The sequence below is a fragment of the Streptomyces sp. GbtcB7 genome, from assembly GCF_019091445.1.
GTDB lineage: Bacteria > Actinomycetota > Actinomycetes > Streptomycetales > Streptomycetaceae > Streptomyces > Streptomyces mirabilis.
On sequence record NZ_JAGXJM010000027.1, the window covers coordinates 77,852 to 95,251 of the forward strand.

Here is a 17,400-nt window from a genome sequence, read left to right on the forward strand (position 1 = left end):
TCCCGTCTCGCGTTACCTCTTCTACGCGATCAGTCGGGAGGGTTGGGGGGTGAGGCGGTCCAGGCGCTTGCGGTCGTAGTAGCGGGTCATGGCGAGGCCGAAGAGGAGGGCGAGGGCGGCGCCGACGGCGATCATGATCCAGGAGCGGGTGAGGCCGGCGTCGGCGCGGGCGTCGAAGAAGAGGATGGCGCGGACGCCGACGCTGAGTTGGCGCATGGGTTCGAAGAGGCTCAGGAAACGGTAGAAGCCCGGGACGGCTTCGAGGGGGACGGTGGAACCGGAGGAGGGCAGGCCCAGAACGATGAACACGAACATGGAGACGAGCTGGCCGATGCCCCCGAAGGCGGCGTTGATGGCCTGCACGCCCAGGCCGACGGCCAGTGACGCGCAGTAGGAGTAGATCCACAGCAGGGGCAGGTGCGAGGCGTCCATGCCGAGCATCCCGACGGTGGCGATCATGACCAGTGTGGTGGTCAGGACGGTGATCCCCGCGGTCATGACCATCTTCAGCAGCAGCGTCTGGGTGCGGCTGATGGGCACGGTGGGACGGCGGGCGTGCCAGGGGCCGATCTCGTTGTCGGCGTAGCCGAGGGCGGTGTCGACGCCGTTGCTGATGACGTTGCCGCCGAGGAACCCGGCGAGGACGAGGAGCAGGGTGTAGTAGAACGCGCTCAGTCCCAGACCGCTGTGGTCGCCGATCGGGTGGCCGACCTGGGTGGCGACGGCGACGGGGTCGGCCAGCACGAGGCGGGTGGTGGCGTCGGCCCCCGCGGTGGCGGGGGAATCCATCAGCTGCGTGCCGATGGCCAGGGAGGCCTGCTGCGCGGCCTGTTGGGTGATCCGGCTCGCGAGGGAGGAGCCGAGACTGCCCATGCCGGGGTTGGTGAGCACGGTCAGGGTGGGCCGGGTGGTGGCGTTCGCGGTGGTGAGGGCGGCGGCGGTGGTCGTGAAGTCGGCGGGGACGACCAGGGCGCCGTAGATCTTGCCGGAGGCCAGTCTGTCCTGGGCCTGGGCGCGGGTGAGGGGTTGCCAGTCGGCCTTGCCGGAGGTGTCGGCGGTGATGGAGCGGGTGACCTGTGTGCCGAGGTTCGTGGTCTGCCCGGGCAGCGGTCTGCCCTGGTCGGCGTTGACGATGCCGATGGGCAGGTGGTGCAGTTCCCCGTTCGGGTTCACGATGCCGCCCATGTAGAGCAGCGACAGCAGGAACGCCAGCAGCCCGCACAGCACGGTCGGCACCAGCCACAGCTTCGGCCGGCGCACAAGCGCGGCGGCGCGTGCCCGGACGCGGGTGTCGTCGGCGGGGGGCGTGCTGTCGGCGGCCATGGCTCTCCGTGGGTGGGTGCGGCGCGGGACCTGCGTGGGCGGGTACGGGCGCCCGCACCAGGCCAGGATGGAGGCTGCGGCGGCGCGGCGGTCAGCGACGCGCCGCGCACGGAACGCCACGGGGGCACCGCGCCTCTCGCTCAGCGCCGCGCGGACCGGCGTTCACGCGCCCGTCCCCTCCGGTCGCACCCCGCGCGGGATGCCCAACGCGCACAGCGCGCCCACGAGGACGACCGCGACGCCGACCCACACCGCAGGGCGCAGACCGTCGATGAACCGCTGGGGCGTGCCCATGCCGCCGTGGGCGACGAAGACCGAGCTGAGGACCGCGATGCCGAGGGCGCCGCCGATCTCGCGGACGGTGGTGTTGGCGCCGGAGGCCTTGCCGGCGTGCTCCTTGCTGACCGAGCCGAGGACGACCGCGGCCGTCGGGGCGAACACGAGGCCCATACCGACACCGGCGACGATCATCGGGGCGACGAGGGAGGAGTACGGGGTGTCGATGTCGGCCACCAGATTGATCCAGCCGAGACCAACGCCCTGGAGGAAGAGCCCGAGGGCCATCAGCCGGCCGCCGCCCACCCGGTCGGAGAGCAGTCCGGCGACGGGGGCGACGAACATGGGCATCAGGGTCCAGGCGAGGGTGCGCACTCCGGCCTCGAACGGCGTGCGCTGCGGCACGATCTGGAGGTACTGGGCGAGCAGGAACAGCGAACCGAAGACGCCGCAGTACATCGCCGCGGAGACGACGTTGGTCAGGGTGAAGGCCCGTACCCGGTAGAACGAGAGCGGCAGCATCGGCTCGGGAACCCGCGCCTCCCAGGCCACGAAGACGGCGAGCAGCACCGCGCCCCCCAGGAACGCCCCCAGCACCTTCACCGACGTCCAGCCGTCCGTGTCGCCGTGCACGATGCCCCACACCACGGCGCACAGTCCGGCGGCGGCCAGCACCATCCCGACCAGGTCGAGGCGGACGCCCGGAAGCGCGCTCTCGCGCAGCGTGAGCAGGATGAGCGGTACGGCCACGACACCCACCGGCACGTTGATCCAGAAGATCCATCGCCAGTCCAGCCCGTCGACCACCGCACCGCCGACCACCGGGCCCATCGCCACCGCCAGCCCGCTGATGCCCGACCACAGACCGAGGGCGAGGCCGCGCAGCCGCTCCGGCACGGCCTGGGAGAGCAGGGTCAGCGACAGCGGCATCACGGCCGCGGCGCCGAAGCCCTGGACGGCGCGACAGCCGATCAACTGCGCGCTGCTGTCGGCCAGTCCGCAGCCGGCGGAGGCCAGGGTGAAGACGACGATGCCGATCACGAACACCCGCCGACGCCCGAAACGGTCGCCCAGGGCGGCACCCGTCATCAGCAGGCAGGCGAAGCTGAGCACGTACGCGTTGACGAACCACTGGAGCTGCTGGGTGGACGCCTCCAGGTCCACGGCCAGGGTGCGCAGTGCCGTGGAGACGACGAGGTTGTCCAGCGCGACCATGAACATGGGCACGCTGCACGCGACGATCGCGAGCCACAGCGGCACCCTTCGTCGCTCGCGCGCCGGGTCGACCGAAGGGTCGTCCAGGGCCGGGCTTTGCTCGGACAGCGTCATGACGGTACGTCTCCTTGGGCGATGAAGAGTTGGTCCGGGGGAGGGGCGTGGAGTGTCAGGCGGGGCCGGGTCCGGTGCCGGAAGGTCCGCGCTCGCCGGTGGCGTCGGCGCGCTCCTGCTCGGCGAGCCGTCGCCGGGCGTCCGCCCAGTCGAGGGGGAGTTCCGAGGCCGGAAGCTCCCAGAACGTGAAGACCGAGCCGCTCGTCGTGGACCGCAGCCCGGTCATGATCGAGCGGTGCGGTTCCGTCTTCGCGTAGGTGTAGAGGGCCCGCTTGTCCTCCCAGGCCGACAGCGTCCAGAAGGTGCGCTTGAGCGGCTGGGCGACGAGCGTGGCGCCGTACGCGCCGGGCGCGCCCTTCACCTGCTTCCACGCCGCCAGGGATCGCAGGAAGAAACGCGGTACGTCACGGAAGGAACGGACCTCGAAGCGCGAGGCCATGACGAACGCCCGGGAGTCCGGTGCGGGCACGTTGACGGTGGTCCAGGGGAGCGTGGGCACGGTGGCGCCTTCTTCCTCAGAGGCAGGACGACGGGCGGAGGCCGAGAGGAGCGCTCGACGGACGGAGACCCAGGGGAGCGTCCATTGGATACCTATGCTATCCATCTTAGACAGTAGAGGTATCCAATGACCAGAGCGGAGCCGACCCGATGCGCATGTCCGAGCTGAGCCGCCTCAGTGGCGTCTCCGTCACGACGATCAAGTACTACCTCCGCGAGGGGCTGCTCCCGGCCGGCCGGCAACTCTCGGCGACCCAGGCCGAGTACGACGGGAACCATCTGCGCAGGCTGCGCCTGATCCGCGCGCTGACCGGCGTCCGGGGGCTGTCCGTCAGCACCGCCCGGGAGGTCCTGGGAGCTCTGGCGGAGCACACCGGCGACACCCATCGCCTGCTCGGTCTCACCCTCGGTTCGATCGGGCCCGCCGAGGATTCCGCGGAGGACTCCACTGAACGGGCCGAAGTCGACGCGCTCGTCGAGGAGTTGGACTGGGACGTCCACAAGTCGGCGCCCGCGCGGGCGACTCTGGCCGAGACCCTGGGCTCGCTGCGCGGTCTGGGCGTGCCGCTCGACCGGGGCGCGCTCGTGCCGTACGCCCGGCTGGCCGAACGCACCGCGGCGCTCGACCTCGACCAGCTGGACGGAATCGACGACCCGCTGGAACTGGCCGAGCGCGCGCTGCTGCTCACGGTGCTGCTCGAACCCGCGCTGATGGCGCTGCGCCGCATGGCCCAGGAGAGCGAGTCGGCGCGGCGCCACGGGGGTGGTCGCCGATGAACGGACGGCCGCCGTTGATCGGACGGCCACCATTGGGTGGACGGTGTGGTTCGCGCGGCCCTGATCCCGGGGGCGCCGATCAGGCGGTGGTCGCGATCAACGCGGATCTTCCGGGAGGCAGTTGAGCAGGGCGTTCAGGCCGTCGTGGTCGAGGACGGAGACGCCCAGGGCCACGGTCATCACGGCCAGCAGATGCACGGCCCCCGGGAGGTCCGCGTCGGCGGCGCGGGTCAGGGCCTCCGTGTCGCCCGCCGCCCAGGCCCGGACCGCCTGCCCGAAGGCGAACTCGTAGTGCGGGGGAGCCGCCGCGGCCGCCTGTTCGGCGGCCCGGCCCACGTCACGGGCCGCGGGCTGGGCGGTGAGGGTGAGGCGCAGGGTGACGTCCATGACGGCACAGAGATAGGTGTACGTGTCGTCGAGGGCGGAATCGTCCAGGGTGTCCAGGGCCGAGGCGACGGTCCGCGCGTCGCCGTCGGTGTACCCGCGCAGCAGGAGCAACGCGGTGTGCCGGGCGGGGTGGGGGCCGGTGATCCGGTCGTGGGGCGAGGGAACGGAGGGATGGTGCGACACGCGGTGGACTCCTTCGGCGGGCAGCCCGAACTCCGGACGGTCCACCGCTGAGCTGCACCTGACCGTGGACTCCGGCCGACCCTAGTGAAGCCCGTCGGCCACCGCGTCCAACCGGCGTCCGATCCCGCATACGGAGATCGGACTACTTCCGATCGCGTACGGCGCCCTTCTTCGGACCTCCGGCGCCTCCGTCCGCGGCCGTTTGGTTGACGTCTCAAATGGGATGACCTAATGTCAAAGTTGAATGTTCAAGTTAATACCCTGAACCCGCAAGCCGGGGCATCCTCACCCACGTAAGGACCGGCATGAACTCCCTCCTTGATCCCGAGGTGCCCGCCGGAGCGTACGACCGGTTCCTGATCGACGCGCTGCCGCGAGCCCGGTCCCAGCGTGCGTGGACGCCCGCGGACGGACCGCTCCCCGCTCTGTACCTGAGCCACGGCGCGCCCCCGCTGTTCGACGACGGACCATGGCTGCGAGAACTGTTCGAGTGGGCCCAGTCCCTGCCGAAGCCGAAGAGCGTCCTGATCGTCTCCGCACACTGGGAGGCGGCACCGCTGTGCCTGTCGGCCCCGGCGGCGCACACCCCGCTCGTCTACGACTTCGGCGGCTTCCACCCGCGCTACTACACGATGACGTACGACACCCCCGACGCGACCGCCCTCGCGCACCGCGTGGCCGGGACCATGCCGGACGGCGAGTCGCTGTACCAGCACCCCTCCCGCGGCCTCGACCACGGAGCCTGGGTGCCGCTGATGGCCATGTACCCCTTGGGCGACATCCCGGTGCTCCAGCTCAGCCTGCCCACCCACGACCCCGGCCGGCTCCTCGAACTCGGCGCCCGGCTCGGCCCGTTGCGGGAGGAGGGCGTCCTGGTGATCGGCTCGGGGTTCATGACGCACGGGCTGCCCTTCCTCACCCGCGGGATGCTGACGAAGGGCGAAGTGCCGCGCTGGTCCTCGGACTTCGACACCTGGGTCGCCGACGCGCTCGCCCGCGGCGACGTCGACGAACTCGCGGCCTTCCGGACCAGGGCGCCCGGAATGCCGTACGCCCATCCGACGGTCGACCACTACATCCCGCTGTTCGTCACGCTGGGCGCCGCCCCGAGTGCCGACCGGGCGGTGCGCACCACCGTCGAAGGTTTCATGATGGGCTTCTCCAAGCGGTCCTTCCAGACCGCGGTGTGAACCCTTGAACCCTCCGTACCGACACAAACCGCTTTCACTTCGACGGAGTTGAGACATGAACGACCGTGCCGACCAGACCATCGACGCCCTGCGTGGCGGACACGACTACCTGACCGCCGTGGTGCACGGGCTCGCCACCGCCGACCTCACCCGGCCGTCCGGGGCGTCGGAGTGGGACGTGTCCCAGGTCCTCAGCCACCTGGGCAGCGGCGCGGAGATCGGCCTCGCCTCCCTGGAGGGCGCGCTGAACGGCACCGGGCCCAAGGACGGCGACTTCAACAAGTCGGTGTGGGCGCGCTGGGACGCGATGTCCCCGGTCGAGCGCGCCGAGAGCTTCGTGACCGCCAACAAGGCGCTGGTGCGCGGGTACGAGGCTCTCGACCCGCAGGCCCGTGCCGAACTCCGGGTCGACCTCGGCTTCCTGCCCGCGCCCGTGGACGTCGCGACGGTGGCGGGTCTGCGGCTCGGCGAGTTCACCCACCACACCTGGGACGTCGAGGTGGCCTTCGACCGTACGGCGGTCCTGGCGCCCGCCGCGGTCGAGCCGCTCCTCGACCAGTCCGGACTGCTCATCGGCTTCCTCGGCAAGGTCGAGGCCCTCGGTGGGAGGCAGGTTCGCCTCGCGGTCCACACCACCGCTCCCCGGCGCGCGTTCGGGCTCGACCTGGTCGACGCGGTCGCGCTCACCGACGAGCCGGCCGAGCCCGACGCCGTCCTGAGCGCACCGGCCGAGTGGTGGCTGCGGCTCGTCACCGGCCGCCATGCCGCCGCCCACACCCCGGCCGAGGTGACCCTCAAGGGCGACACCCTCACCCTGGACGACCTGCGACGCGTCTTCCCCGGGTTCTGATCCGCCGGTCCATCCCCTGAGGGGCTACTTCCCCGGCCCCTCGGGGGCCGTATCGCCACCCTCGACCTGCCCGGAGTCCCCACCGGGATGTGGCGAGGGTGGCAGCAAGTCGTGCAGTGCCTCGTACCGCTGCGCGCAGGCCGTCTGCGCTATGGCCTGCGAGACGGCGTCGGCCAGCGGGCCCGTGGACTCGCGCAGCAGCCGACGCGCCTTGTCCGTGAGGGCCACCTCGATACCGCGCCGGTCGCCGCACGCCGAGCGCCGTGTGATCAGTCCCGCGTGCTGCAGACACGCCACCTGATAGGTCAGCCGTGTCTTGGGGCGGCCCAGCAGTTCCGCGATCTGGGTCATCCGCAGGCTGGATCCGGGCTGATCGGCCAGCAGGCACAGCACCAGGAACTCGTCGTGCGAGACGTCGAGGGTGTCCTTGACGCGGGCGCGCAGTTGCTGCTCGATCGCCCCGGCCGCCGCCAGGAGACGCATCCAGGCCCGCAGCGGGGCGGGCAGCAGCTCACCGTCGCCCGACGGCTCGCGTTCGGGCAGGTCAGCGGGGGCGGAAGGGTCGGCCATAGTGTCACAGTCTACCGGTTGTCCAAATTTGAAGAACCGGCTAGCGTGGAGTCATCCAAATTTGGATGACCGCGTTTGTCCCCACAGTCCCCGTGTGCCGCGCGCCCCCGTGCGTCGCGCACCCCTGTGCACTGCCCGTAACCGTCTGGAGAACTCTCATGACCGTCGCCGTCGAAACCGGCCTGTGGCAGCTCGACCCCGCCCGTACCGCCGTCGCCATCAAGCACAAGACGATGTGGGGCATGGTCACCGTGAAGGGCACCTTCACCGGAGTAGTCGGAGAGGGCGAGGTCCAGCCCGACGGGACCGCCCGCGGCACCATCACCCTGGATGTCGCGTCCCTGGACACGAAGAACGCCAAGCGGGACAAGCACCTCCGCTCCGCCGACCTCTTCGACGCCGACCGCCACCCCACGATCACCTTCGCCGTCCGCGACGCCGTCCTCGGTCAGGACGACACCGTGGAGATCAACGGGCAGCTGACCGTGCGCGGCATCAGCCGGCCGCAGCCCGTCACCGGCCGGGTGACCGGGGCGAGCGCCGACACCGTCACGCTCACCGCGGAGTTCACCGTGGACCGCGACCAGTTCGACATGGGCTGGAACCAGATGGGCATGATCCGCGGCCTGACGACCGTCACCGGCACGCTCGTCTTCACCCGCGCCAAGGGCTGAGCCGACACGGCGCCGGGGCCCGGGCCCTACCGGCCCCGGCGTACGCGCTCAGCGCACCTTGCCGTGGAAGGCCGGGTGGGCGTCGAGCCGACGTACGTAGTCGCGGAGCCGACCGTACGGTGAGAGGGACTCCGTCGGGCCGAGTCGGGTCAGGCCCACCCAGAGGTCGACGTCCGCGGCCGTCAGCTCGTCGCCCAAGGCGTAGACGTGCGAGGCGAGTTGCCGGTCCAGCGACTGGAGTGCCGTCGTGCGCGCAAGCGGCGGCGCGGCGGGGGTGACGTCCCGGTCGAGGAGTTCGCGCAAGGCGTCGATGTCCGCGGTGAGGGCCGGTGGGTTCAGCCGTGGGAGGCGGGCGTCGCTCTGGCAGACCGGCAGTCCGGCGAGGTCACGCAGGATGTCCGGCGTGTGGTTGCTCACGATCCGTCCGCTCCAACGGTCGCACAGCGCGGGCGCGGTGAGCGGACCGTCGTAGTGGTGCCAGGTGGCCTCGTACGCGCCGCGCAGCGCGGCGAACGCGTCGGGTGTCTCGGCGGGAAGCGTCAGCAGCGTGGTGGCGACCGAGTCGTGGAGACCGAGCAGCTCCAGGGTGACCGAGATGCGCAGCGAGCGCGGACAGCCCTCGGCGAGGTACAGCTGATAGCGGTGCGGCGCCGGGTAGAAACCGCCGGCCAGGCCGACGCCGATGCGGCTGCGGATGCGGTGGGGGCGAGGGGCGGCGAGCGACACTGTCTTGGGCATGACTCTCCAGGGAACGTCGAAGCCCCCGCGACCCGTTGGGCGGCGGTGGCGGAACGGAGTGACTGCGCTGACGTACGGGCCGGTCCGGATCGTGGGACGTGCCCGACCGGACGGACCGCAGGGACCAGTACGCGCTGGACGGACCGCGTGGACCAGTACGGACGGACCGCCTGGACCAGTACGCGCTGGAGACCCGCTGCAGATCGATGTGCAGGCGCCTGGTCAGACCGTTCGTGCTCCTCCTGGCCATTCCCATCGCTCCCGTGTCCGGGGCTCGCGAAGAGGCGAGACCACGCTTGCCCCGCCGCACCGGCGGGACCCGGTCGTCACCCGGGGCACCCCGTCGCGGTGGAAGGGTTGCCTGTCAGCGGGCCGGGGCCGATAACCGCGTCGAACGGGAGAACCCGCACGACGGGCGCTGACAATCGTGACCGTCCCCGCCAGTCTCGGTGCGGTCCGCGGAGCCGTCAAGAAGGCATATGCGCGGTCTCACCACGTGGTCATTCCGGCCGGTGCGCGTTGACATTCGTTTGGGGCCATGCCTAACTTACGCCGCATCGGACCGGATCGATTCCGGTGCGTTCGAGGCCCAACGGGGCGGAATGGTGACGGTGAACGCGATGTACGCAGCTGACGGGACGACCGCTTCGCGGCGCCACGGCTGCCTCGCCACCGCACTGTGTTGTAGCTCCCGCGGCGCCCGCTGTCTCTGTCAGGGCTGACCGCTTCCGCCTTCCGCGGCGTTGAACGTCCGCACGGCTCGACCTCCCTCGCCCGCCACCCTGTTGGTGCGCTGTCGGTGAGCCTCCCCCTCCGTACCCCCTGACATCCGTCTGTCCCCGCGCGCACCGCCGTCGTACGGGCCGGCGGCGGTGTGTCCGCATTCGTTGGAGCCCTCCATGAGTGAATCCCTGGGCTCCGCCGTGCCGTTGAGCACGACGGAGCCCCGCCCGGCCGCGGCACAACGCGTGCTGCCCCTGCGCCACCCCGGCCGCTGGATCGCCTCGGCGATCGTGCTCGTCGTGGTCGCCCAGATCGTCCACGGGCTGGCGACCAACCCCTTCTTCCAGTGGGACCGGTTCCAGTACTGGTTCCTGCGTCCCACGATCCTCGACGGCCTGCTCATCACCCTCGAAGTGACGCTCTACAGCGCCGTGTTGGGCCTGCTCGGCGGCATCCTGCTCGCCCTGGCCCGACTCTCCAAAAGCCCCGTGCTGCGTGCGGTGAGCTGGGTCTACATCTGGCTGTTCCGCTCCGTGCCGCTCATCGTCGTCCTGCTCTTCCTCTACAACTTCAGCGCGCTCTACAGGACGCTGAGCCTCGGCGTCCCCTTCGGCCCCGCCTTCCTCACCTTCGACGAGTCCCGGCTCGCCACCGACATGGTCGTCGCGGTCGTCGGACTGAGCCTCAACGAGGCGGCGTACGCGGCGGAAGTGGTCCGCGGCGGCATCCTCTCCGTCGACCAGGGCCAGCACGAGGCGGCCTCCGCACTCGGTCTGCCCAAGGGCTACCAGTTCACGAGGATCGTGTTCCCGCAGGCGCTGCGCTCCATCACCCCGAACTACGTCAACCAGCTGATCGGCCTGATCAAGGGCACCTCGCTGGTCTTCTACGTCTCGCTGCTCGACCTCTTCGGCTCGGTGCAGAGCATGGGCTCCACCTACCCCGGCGACATCGTGCCGCTGCTGCTGGCCGCCACCGCCTGGTACCTGATCCTCACGAGCGTCGTGTCCGTCGTCCAGTTCTATGTCGAGCGGTACTACTCGCGGGGCGCGCTGCGCTCCCTCCCGCCAACCCCGTTGCAGAAGGTCCGCACCGGTCTGCGTGACCTGCGGGCCCGGGTCCGCAAGGAGGCGGCGATATGACCGGCGAGACGCTCGGGATCCGACCGGCCGCCGTCGAGGTGCGCGATGTGCACAAGTGGTACGGCGTCCAACGCGTCCTGAACGGAGTGGAGTTGACCGTGCGGCCCGGAGAGGTCACCGTGATCCTCGGCCCGTCCGGCTCCGGCAAGTCCACCCTCCTCAGGGTGATCAACCACCTGGAGAAGCCCGAGATCGGCCATGTCAGCCTGAACGGCGAGCTGATCGGCGTACGCCGGCACGGCGAGCGGCTCAAGGAGCTGACCGAGCGGGCGATCCTGGCCCAACGCAGCCGGATCGGGTTCGTCTTCCAGAACTTCAACCTGTTCCCGCATCTGACGGTGCTGGACAACGTGGCGGCCGCGCCGGTGGCGACCCGACGGCTGAAGCGGCCCGAGGCCAGGGAGCTCGCGCGCACCCTCCTCGACCGTGTGGGTCTGGCCGACAAGGCCGACGCCTATCCACGCCAGTTGTCGGGCGGCCAGCAGCAGCGGGTCGCCATCGCCCGTGCCCTCGCGCTGCGGCCCGGAGTCATCCTCTTCGACGAGCCGACCTCCGCCCTCGACCCCGAGCTGGTCGGCGAGGTACTCGCCGTCATCAAGGACCTGGCCACCAGCGGCACCACGCTCGTCATCGTGACCCACGAGATCGGCTTCGCCCGCGAGGTGGCCGACCGCATCGTCTTCCTCGACGAGGGTCGCGTCGTCGAACAGGGTTCGCCCACCGAGGTGTTGGACCACCCGACGCACGAGCGGACCAGGGACTTCCTGAGCAAGGTCCTCTGAACTTCCCCCCTCACCGCACCCTGACCCACCGCACCTTCACCCATCACGCCTTCCCCCACCGCGCCTTCCCCACCACACGGTTCACTCACGAGCATCGGACAAGGACAGCCATGCGCACCCTCACCCTCCGCAGCAGACTCCTCCGTGGCCTCACCGCCTCCACCGCCGTCGCCGCTCTCGCCGCCGGACTCGCCGCCTGCGGCGGCGAGAGCGACGCCGCCACCACCTCCGACAGCGCGGCCGCCGGCACCGTCACCGTGGGCGCGCTCTCCAACGGCGCCGCACGGCAGACCGACCTCAAGGTGTCCGAGGTCAAGTCCATCAGCGCCGAACTGCCCAAGTCCGTCGCCAAGAGCGGCAAGCTGGTCATCGGCGTCGGCGCGCTGCCCGCCGGGTTCCCGCCGCTGGCGTACGTCGGCCAGGACCAGAAGACCCTCACCGGTGCCGAACCCGACCTCGGCCGACTGGTCGCAGCCGTCCTCGGACTGAAGGCGGAGGTGAAGAACTCGACCTGGGAGAACCTGTTCGTCGGCATCGACAGCGGCAAGGTCGACGTCGCCTTCACGAACGTCACCGACACCGAGGAACGCAAGAAGAAGTACGAGTTCGCCTCCTACCGGCAGGACAACCTCGCCTTCGAGGTACAGAAGAAGAGCACCTGGAACTTCGCCGGCGACTACGAGAACCTCGCCGGCAAGACCGTCTCCGTGGGCGCCGGAACCAACCAGGAGAAGATCCTGCTCGAGTGGAAGGCGAAGCTCGCGAAGGAGGGCAAGAAGCTCACCGTCAAATACTTCCAGGACAACAACAGCGTCTATCTGGCGCTGTCCAGCGGGAAGATCGACGCGTACTTCGGACCCAACCCCGGTATCTCGTACCACATCACCCAGACGGCCAAGACGCCCAACCCGACCCGCAACGCGGGCAAGTTCTCCGGCGCGGGCGCGACCCTCCAGGGCCTGATCGCGGCCACCGCGAAGAAGGACAGCGGGCTGGCCAAGCCGGTCGCCGACGCGATCAACCACCTCATCAAGGACGGTCAGTACGCCAAGTGGCTCGCCGCCTGGAACCTCTCCAACGAGGCCGTCAGCACCTCGCGGATCAACCCGCCCGGCCTGCCGCTCGACAACTCCTGACCGCTTCCCGGAGGTCCGACACCACCATGTCCACCGTTGCCCGACCGACCCCGCCGCAGAGCCCGGCGACACCCCACATCCTGGACAACGCCGCCTGGGCAGCGCTGACCGGCCCGCACGCCCACCTCGCCGAGCGCGTAGGACGTGCCGCCCGCTACCCCCTGGACGTCTCCCCGTTCACCGCCCTCGCCGACCCGGCCGACCCGCGCGCCTGGGACGACCTCGCCGCGCTCGTCGGCCCCGGCACCGTCACCCCCGTGACCGGGGCGAAGTCGGCGCCCCAGGGCTGGGAAACGGTCCAGCACGGCCAGGGCGTACAACTGGTCGACACCGCGCTGCGCGCCGAGCCCGCCCCCGAAGCGGTCCGGCTCGGGCCCGACGACGTCCCCGAGATCCTGGACCTGATCGCCCTGACCGAGCCGGGGCCCTTCCTGCCCCGCACGGTCGAACTCGGCACCTACCTCGGCATCCGGCACCGCGGCCGGCTCATCGCCCTGGCCGGCGAACGGCTGCGACCGCCCGGCTGGACGGAGATCAGCGCGGTCTGCACCGCCCCGGACCACCGCGGCAAGGGCCTGGCCACGCGACTGGTCCGCGCGATCGCGTCCGGCATCAGGGAGCGCGGAGACACGCCCTTCCTGCATGCCTCCGCGACCAACACCGGCGCGATCCGGCTCTACGAGTCGATCGGCTTCACCCTGCGCCGCCGCTCGGACTTCCTCCTCGTCCGAACTCCTGGCGCCCAGCAGGAACAGACGGCGTAGGCGGACCGTTGAGTTGAAGGGATTCACGATGTCGGCGCGGCCACGGGCCCGCCGGGACACAAAAGCGGAGGTGAGGGACGTGCGAGTCGGGTCCGCTCTCCGCGTCATGGCGCTCGTCCCGCGCCGCCGTGTGCACCTGCACTCCCGGCCGCACATCGATCTCCAGCGCGTGGCCGGCGCGCTCTGTCGTCCCTGACCTGTCACCCCGCCGCCGCGCCCTCCGCGTAGAGGGCCGCGCTCTCGTACGGTCGACCAGGAAGGCACCCCCTCCGTGTCCGCATCATCTTCGCTGCCCGATTCCTCCCCCTCGTCCCCCCCTCTGCACCTCGCCGTCGCACTCGACGGCGCCGGCTGGCACCCGGCCGCCTGGCGCGAGCCGGTGGCCCGCCCCCGTGAGCTGCTCACCGCCGGGTACTGGACGGACCTGGTCACCGAGGCCGAGCGCGGTCTCCTCGACTTCGTGACCATCGAGGACGCCCTCGGACTCCAGTCCTCGCACCTCACCGAGCCCGACAGCCGCACCGACCAGGTCCGCGGGCGCCTGGACGCCGTCCTGATCGCCGCCCGCGTCGCCCCGCTGACCAGCCACATAGGACTGGTCCCGACCGCCGTCGTCACCCACACCGAGCCCTTCCACATCTCCAAGGCGATCGCCACCCTCGACTACGTCAGCACGGGCCGTGCCGGCGTACGGGTGCAGGTGTCGGCCCGCGCGCACGAAGCCGCGCACTTCGGCCGCCGTACGCTCCCGCCGCTGCGCATCGAGGACCTGGACAGCCCGGCCCTGCGCGAGCTGACGACCGACCTCTTCGACGAGGCCGCGGACTACGTCGAAGCGGTGCGCCGGCTCTGGGACAGCTGGGAAGACGACGCGGAGATCCGGGACGTCGCCACCGGACGCTTCGTCGACCGCGACAAACTGCACTACATCGACTTCGAGGGCAAGCACTTCAGCGTCAAGGGCCCCTCGATCACCCCCCGCCCGCCGCAGGGCCAGCCGATCGTCAGCGCCCTGGCCCACGCGACCGTCCCCTACCGACTGGTGGCCCGGGCCGCCGACATCGGTTATGTCACCCCGCACGACGCCGGCCAGGCCCGTGCCATCGTCGAGGAGATCCGCGCCGAGCGGACGGCGGCCGGCCGCGCCGACGAACCCCTGCACCTCTTCGGCGACCTCGTGGTGTTCCTGGACGACGACCCGGCCGCCGCAGCGGTCCGCCGCGAGCGTCTCGACGCCCTGGCCGGATACCCGTACACCAGCGATGCCCGGATCTTCACCGGCACACCCGACCAACTGGCCGATCTGTTGCAGGAGTTGGGGGAGGCAGGACTGTCCGGCTTCCGGCTGCGTCCCGCCGTCGTCGGCCACGACCTCCCCGCCGTCACCCGGGGCCTCGTGCCCGAACTCCAGCGCCGGGGCGTCTTCCGGCAGTCGTACGAGTCCGACACCCTGCGCGGGCTGCTCGGCCTCTCCCGCCCCGCCAACCGCTACGCCGCCACCGCCTGAGCCGGAGGGACCCACCCATGAGCAGCACGTCACAGGACAAGCCCCGCAAGCAGGTCCACCTCGCGGCGCACTTCCCCGGCGTCAACAACACCACCGTGTGGAGCGACCCCGAGGCCGGCAGCCACATCGAGTTCAGCTCCTTCGCCCACTTCGCGCGCACCGCCGAGCGCGCCAAGTTCGACTTCCTGTTCCTCGCCGAAGGGCTGCGACTGCGCGAACAGGGCGGCAAAGTCTACGACTTGGACGTCGTCGGCCGCCCCGACACCTTCACGATCCTCACCGCGCTCGCCGCCGTCACCGAACACCTCGGCCTGACCGGCACCATCAACTCCACCTTCAACGAGCCCTACGAGGTGGCCCGCCAGTTCGCCAGCCTCGACCACCTCTCCGACGGCCGAGCCGCCTGGAACGTGGTCACCTCCTGGGACGCCTTCACCGGCGAGAACTTCCGCCGCGGCGGCTTCCTCCCGCAGGAGGAGCGCTACTCCCGGGCCAAGGAGTTCCTGACCACGGCGAACGAGCTCTTCGACTCCTGGCACGGGGACGAGATCGTCGCCGACCAGCAAACCGGTACCTTCCTGCGTGACGCGAAGGCCGGAGCCTTTGTGTACCAGGGCCAACACTTCGACATCCAGGGGCAGTTCAACGTCCCGCGCAGCCCGCAGGGACGCCCGGTGATCTTCCAGGCGGGCGACTCCGACGAGGGGCGCGAGTTCGCCGCCTCCAGCGCCGACGCGATCTTCAGCCGGTACGCGACCCTCAAGGAGGGCCAGGCGTTCTACACGGACGTCAAGGGACGCCTCGCCCGCTACGGCCGTGAGCGCGACCAGCTGCTGATCCTGCCCGCCGCGACCTTCGTCCTCGGCGACACGGACGCCGAGGCGGAGGAGATCTCCCGCGAGGTGCGCCGCCAGCAGGTCAGCGGCGCCACCGCGATCAAGCACCTGGAGTTCGTCTGGAACCGCGACCTGTCCGCGTACGACCCGGAAGGTCCCCTGCCCGACATCGACCCGGACCTCGGCGAACACACCATCGCCCGGGGCCGCGCCCAGGTCCGGATGTACCGCGACCCGCTCGCCACGGCCCGCGAGTGGCGGGAGCTCGCGGCCGCCAACAAGTGGTCCATCCGCGATCTGGTCATCGAGACCGGCAACCGGCAGGCCTTCGTCGGCTCCCCGGCCACCGTCGCCGAGACCATCGACTCCTTCGTGCAGGCCGACGCCAGTGACGGCTTCATCCTCGTCCCGCACATCACCCCCGGCGGCCTCGACACCTTCGCCGACACCGTGGTCCCGCTGCTCCAGGAGCGCGGCGTGTACCGCACCGAGTACGAGGGCACGACCCTGCGCGACCACCTCGGCCTCGCCCACCCGGACCACGTGCGCGACGAGCGGGTGGCGTCATGAAATTCCTGGCCATCACCCTGATCGTGCACCGGCCGGACCCGATCACCGGCGTGCGGAAGCCCACGCACGACCGGTTCCGCGAGGTCCTCGACAACGCCCTGCTCGCCGAGGAGTTGGGCTTCGACGGCTTCGGCGTGGGGGAGCGGCACGAGCGGCCGTTCATCTCGTCCTCGCCGCCCGTCGTGCTCAGCCACGTCGCCGCGCTCACCAAGCGCATCCGCCTGTTCACGGCCGTGACGACGCTCAGCCTGCTCGACCCGGTACGCGCGTACGAGGACTACGCGACCCTCGACCACCTCTCCGACGGTCGCCTGGACCTGATCATCGGCAAGGGCAACGGCGCCGCCCAGCGCGACCTCTTCGACGTCACCCCCCAAGACCAGTGGGACCGCAACGCCGAGAGCTACGAGGTGTTCCGCAAGATCTGGCGCCAGGACAAGGTGACCGCCGAGACCCGCTTCCGCCCGGCCCTCAAGGACGCGGAGGTGTGGCCCCGGCCGTATCAGCAGCCGATCCGGGTCTGGCACGGCAGCGCGACCAGCAAGGAGTCGGTCGACCTGGCCGCCCGCTACGGCGACCCGCTCTTCTCCGCCAACGTCACCAACCCCATAGAGCCCTACGCCGAGTTGATCCGCTACTACCGCGAGCGCTGGGAGCACTACGGCCACGACCCGGCCGACATCGCGGTGGGCGCGGGCACGGCGGGCCTCTACGCGGCCCGTACGTCGCAGGAGGCGCTGGCCGCGTACCGCCCGGTGTTCGAGGGGAACCTGGCCTTCCAGAAGAGCCTGGGACTGGAGCCGGTCTTCCCGACACTGGAGGACTTCGTCGAGCGCAGCTCGGCCCTCATCGGCAGTCCCCAGCAGATCATCGACAAGGTGCACCGCTACCACGAGCGGTTCGGACACACGGTGCTGCATCTGCACGCGGACGCGAGCGGTCTGGGCGACGCGCAGCACCGCGACTCCCTCGAGCGCTTCCAGTCGGAGGTCGCTCCGGTACTGCGCCGCGAGATCCCCGACCCGCCGTTCGCGTGGGGGCCGGTGCTCGCGACGCCCGAGGCTGCGGCGGAGCCGGCGTCCCAGCGGGCGTCCGGGCCGGTGTCCGCCCCCGCGTCCGCGTCCGTCCCCGCCGACCGCTGAGGA

18 protein-coding genes and 1 riboswitch are annotated in these 17,400 nt (G+C 70.8%); of the genes, 12 read left to right on the forward strand and 6 right to left on the reverse strand.

The window, feature by feature from the left end:
* Nucleotides 1-21: 21 nt before the first annotated feature.
* From KVT44_RS36600 to KVT44_RS36610, 3 genes are all read right to left on the reverse strand, one after another.
* Nucleotides 22-1,323: a YhgE/Pip domain-containing protein gene (locus KVT44_RS36600; RefSeq protein WP_217571733.1), complete on the reverse strand. Its 1,302-nt coding sequence runs from the start codon at nt 1,321-1,323 to the stop codon at nt 22-24.
* 162 nt (nt 1,324-1,485) lie between these two features.
* Complete coding sequence (locus tag KVT44_RS36605) at nt 1,486-2,928, reverse strand: MFS transporter (RefSeq protein WP_217571736.1); 1,443 nt, start codon at nt 2,926-2,928, stop codon at nt 1,486-1,488.
* A 55-nt stretch (nt 2,929-2,983) separates the two neighbouring features.
* Nucleotides 2,984-3,427, reverse strand: coding sequence for a DUF3291 domain-containing protein (locus KVT44_RS36610; protein WP_217571738.1), 444 nt, complete (start codon nt 3,425-3,427; stop codon nt 2,984-2,986).
* Nucleotides 3,428-3,576: 149 nt separating this feature from the next.
* On the opposite strand from KVT44_RS36610, the gene KVT44_RS36615 reads away from it, so the two are divergent.
* Nucleotides 3,577-4,203, forward strand: coding sequence for a MerR family transcriptional regulator (locus KVT44_RS36615; RefSeq protein ID WP_217571740.1), 627 nt, complete (start codon nt 3,577-3,579; stop codon nt 4,201-4,203).
* Between the two features lie 96 nt (nt 4,204-4,299).
* On the opposite strand, the gene KVT44_RS36620 is transcribed toward KVT44_RS36615, so the two are convergent.
* Nucleotides 4,300-4,773 (reverse strand): hypothetical protein, encoded by a 474-nt coding sequence (locus KVT44_RS36620; RefSeq protein WP_217571742.1) that lies wholly within the window; start codon nt 4,771-4,773, stop codon nt 4,300-4,302.
* A gap of 305 nt (nt 4,774-5,078) precedes the next feature.
* On the opposite strand from KVT44_RS36620, the gene KVT44_RS36625 reads away from it, so the two are divergent.
* On the forward strand, nt 5,079-5,963 hold the full coding sequence (locus KVT44_RS36625; RefSeq protein WP_217571743.1) for a dioxygenase: 885 nt from the start codon (nt 5,079-5,081) through the stop codon (nt 5,961-5,963).
* A gap of 55 nt (nt 5,964-6,018) precedes the next feature.
* Nucleotides 6,019-6,813, forward strand: coding sequence for a maleylpyruvate isomerase family mycothiol-dependent enzyme (locus KVT44_RS36630; protein WP_217571745.1), 795 nt, complete (start codon nt 6,019-6,021; stop codon nt 6,811-6,813).
* Between the two features lie 24 nt (nt 6,814-6,837).
* Here the strand turns inward: KVT44_RS36630 and KVT44_RS36635 are convergent, their stop codons facing one another.
* Nucleotides 6,838-7,383 carry a MarR family winged helix-turn-helix transcriptional regulator gene (locus KVT44_RS36635; protein ID WP_217571748.1) on the reverse strand — a complete coding sequence of 182 codons (546 nt, stop codon included), beginning with the start codon at nt 7,381-7,383 and terminating at the stop codon, nt 6,838-6,840.
* A 158-nt stretch (nt 7,384-7,541) separates the two neighbouring features.
* Between KVT44_RS36635 and KVT44_RS36640 the strand changes: the two genes are divergently transcribed.
* A complete protein-coding gene (locus KVT44_RS36640; RefSeq protein ID WP_099919655.1) occupies nt 7,542-8,057 on the forward strand; it encodes a YceI family protein in 516 nt (171 codons plus the stop codon).
* Nucleotides 8,058-8,105: 48 nt separating this feature from the next.
* Here the strand turns inward: KVT44_RS36640 and KVT44_RS36645 are convergent, their stop codons facing one another.
* The gene (locus KVT44_RS36645; RefSeq protein ID WP_217571750.1) at nt 8,106-8,795 is read right to left on the reverse strand and encodes a cell envelope biogenesis protein OmpA; all 690 of its coding nucleotides are present in this window, start codon (nt 8,793-8,795) and stop codon (nt 8,106-8,108) included.
* Nucleotides 8,796-9,082: 287 nt separating this feature from the next.
* Nucleotides 9,083-9,228: riboswitch (SAM riboswitch) on the reverse strand.
* A gap of 466 nt (nt 9,229-9,694) precedes the next feature.
* On the opposite strand from KVT44_RS36645, the gene KVT44_RS36650 reads away from it, so the two are divergent.
* The 8 genes from KVT44_RS36650 (at nt 9,695) to KVT44_RS36680 (ending at nt 17,397) form a co-directional block, all read left to right on the forward strand.
* Nucleotides 9,695-10,660, forward strand: coding sequence for an amino acid ABC transporter permease (locus KVT44_RS36650; protein WP_217571752.1), 966 nt, complete (start codon nt 9,695-9,697; stop codon nt 10,658-10,660).
* A complete protein-coding gene (locus tag KVT44_RS36655) occupies nt 10,657-11,442 on the forward strand; it encodes an amino acid ABC transporter ATP-binding protein (RefSeq protein ID WP_217571754.1) in 786 nt (261 codons plus the stop codon). Before KVT44_RS36650 ends, KVT44_RS36655 begins: the two co-directional genes overlap by 4 nt.
* Nucleotides 11,443-11,552: 110 nt before the next feature.
* Entirely contained in the window at nt 11,553-12,578 is a 1,026-nt protein-coding gene (locus tag KVT44_RS36660; RefSeq protein WP_217571756.1) for an ABC transporter substrate-binding protein, read from the forward strand.
* Between the two features lie 26 nt (nt 12,579-12,604).
* Complete coding sequence (locus KVT44_RS36665; RefSeq protein WP_217571758.1) at nt 12,605-13,342, forward strand: GNAT family N-acetyltransferase; 738 nt, start codon at nt 12,605-12,607, stop codon at nt 13,340-13,342.
* Nucleotides 13,343-13,448: 106 nt separating this feature from the next.
* On the forward strand, nt 13,449-13,538 hold the full coding sequence (locus KVT44_RS61150) for a putative leader peptide (RefSeq protein ID WP_343326426.1): 90 nt from the start codon (nt 13,449-13,451) through the stop codon (nt 13,536-13,538).
* 75 nt (nt 13,539-13,613) lie between these two features.
* A complete protein-coding gene (locus KVT44_RS36670; RefSeq protein ID WP_308314206.1) occupies nt 13,614-14,849 on the forward strand; it encodes an LLM class flavin-dependent oxidoreductase in 1,236 nt (411 codons plus the stop codon).
* Between the two features lie 17 nt (nt 14,850-14,866).
* The gene (locus tag KVT44_RS36675) at nt 14,867-16,255 is read left to right on the forward strand and encodes an NtaA/DmoA family FMN-dependent monooxygenase (RefSeq protein WP_217571760.1); all 1,389 of its coding nucleotides are present in this window, start codon (nt 14,867-14,869) and stop codon (nt 16,253-16,255) included.
* Nucleotides 16,252-17,397 carry an LLM class flavin-dependent oxidoreductase gene (locus KVT44_RS36680; protein ID WP_217571762.1) on the forward strand — a complete coding sequence of 382 codons (1,146 nt, stop codon included), beginning with the start codon at nt 16,252-16,254 and terminating at the stop codon, nt 17,395-17,397. The genes KVT44_RS36675 and KVT44_RS36680 overlap by 4 nt, the downstream gene beginning before the upstream one ends.
* The last annotated feature ends 3 nt before the right edge of the window (nt 17,398-17,400 follow it).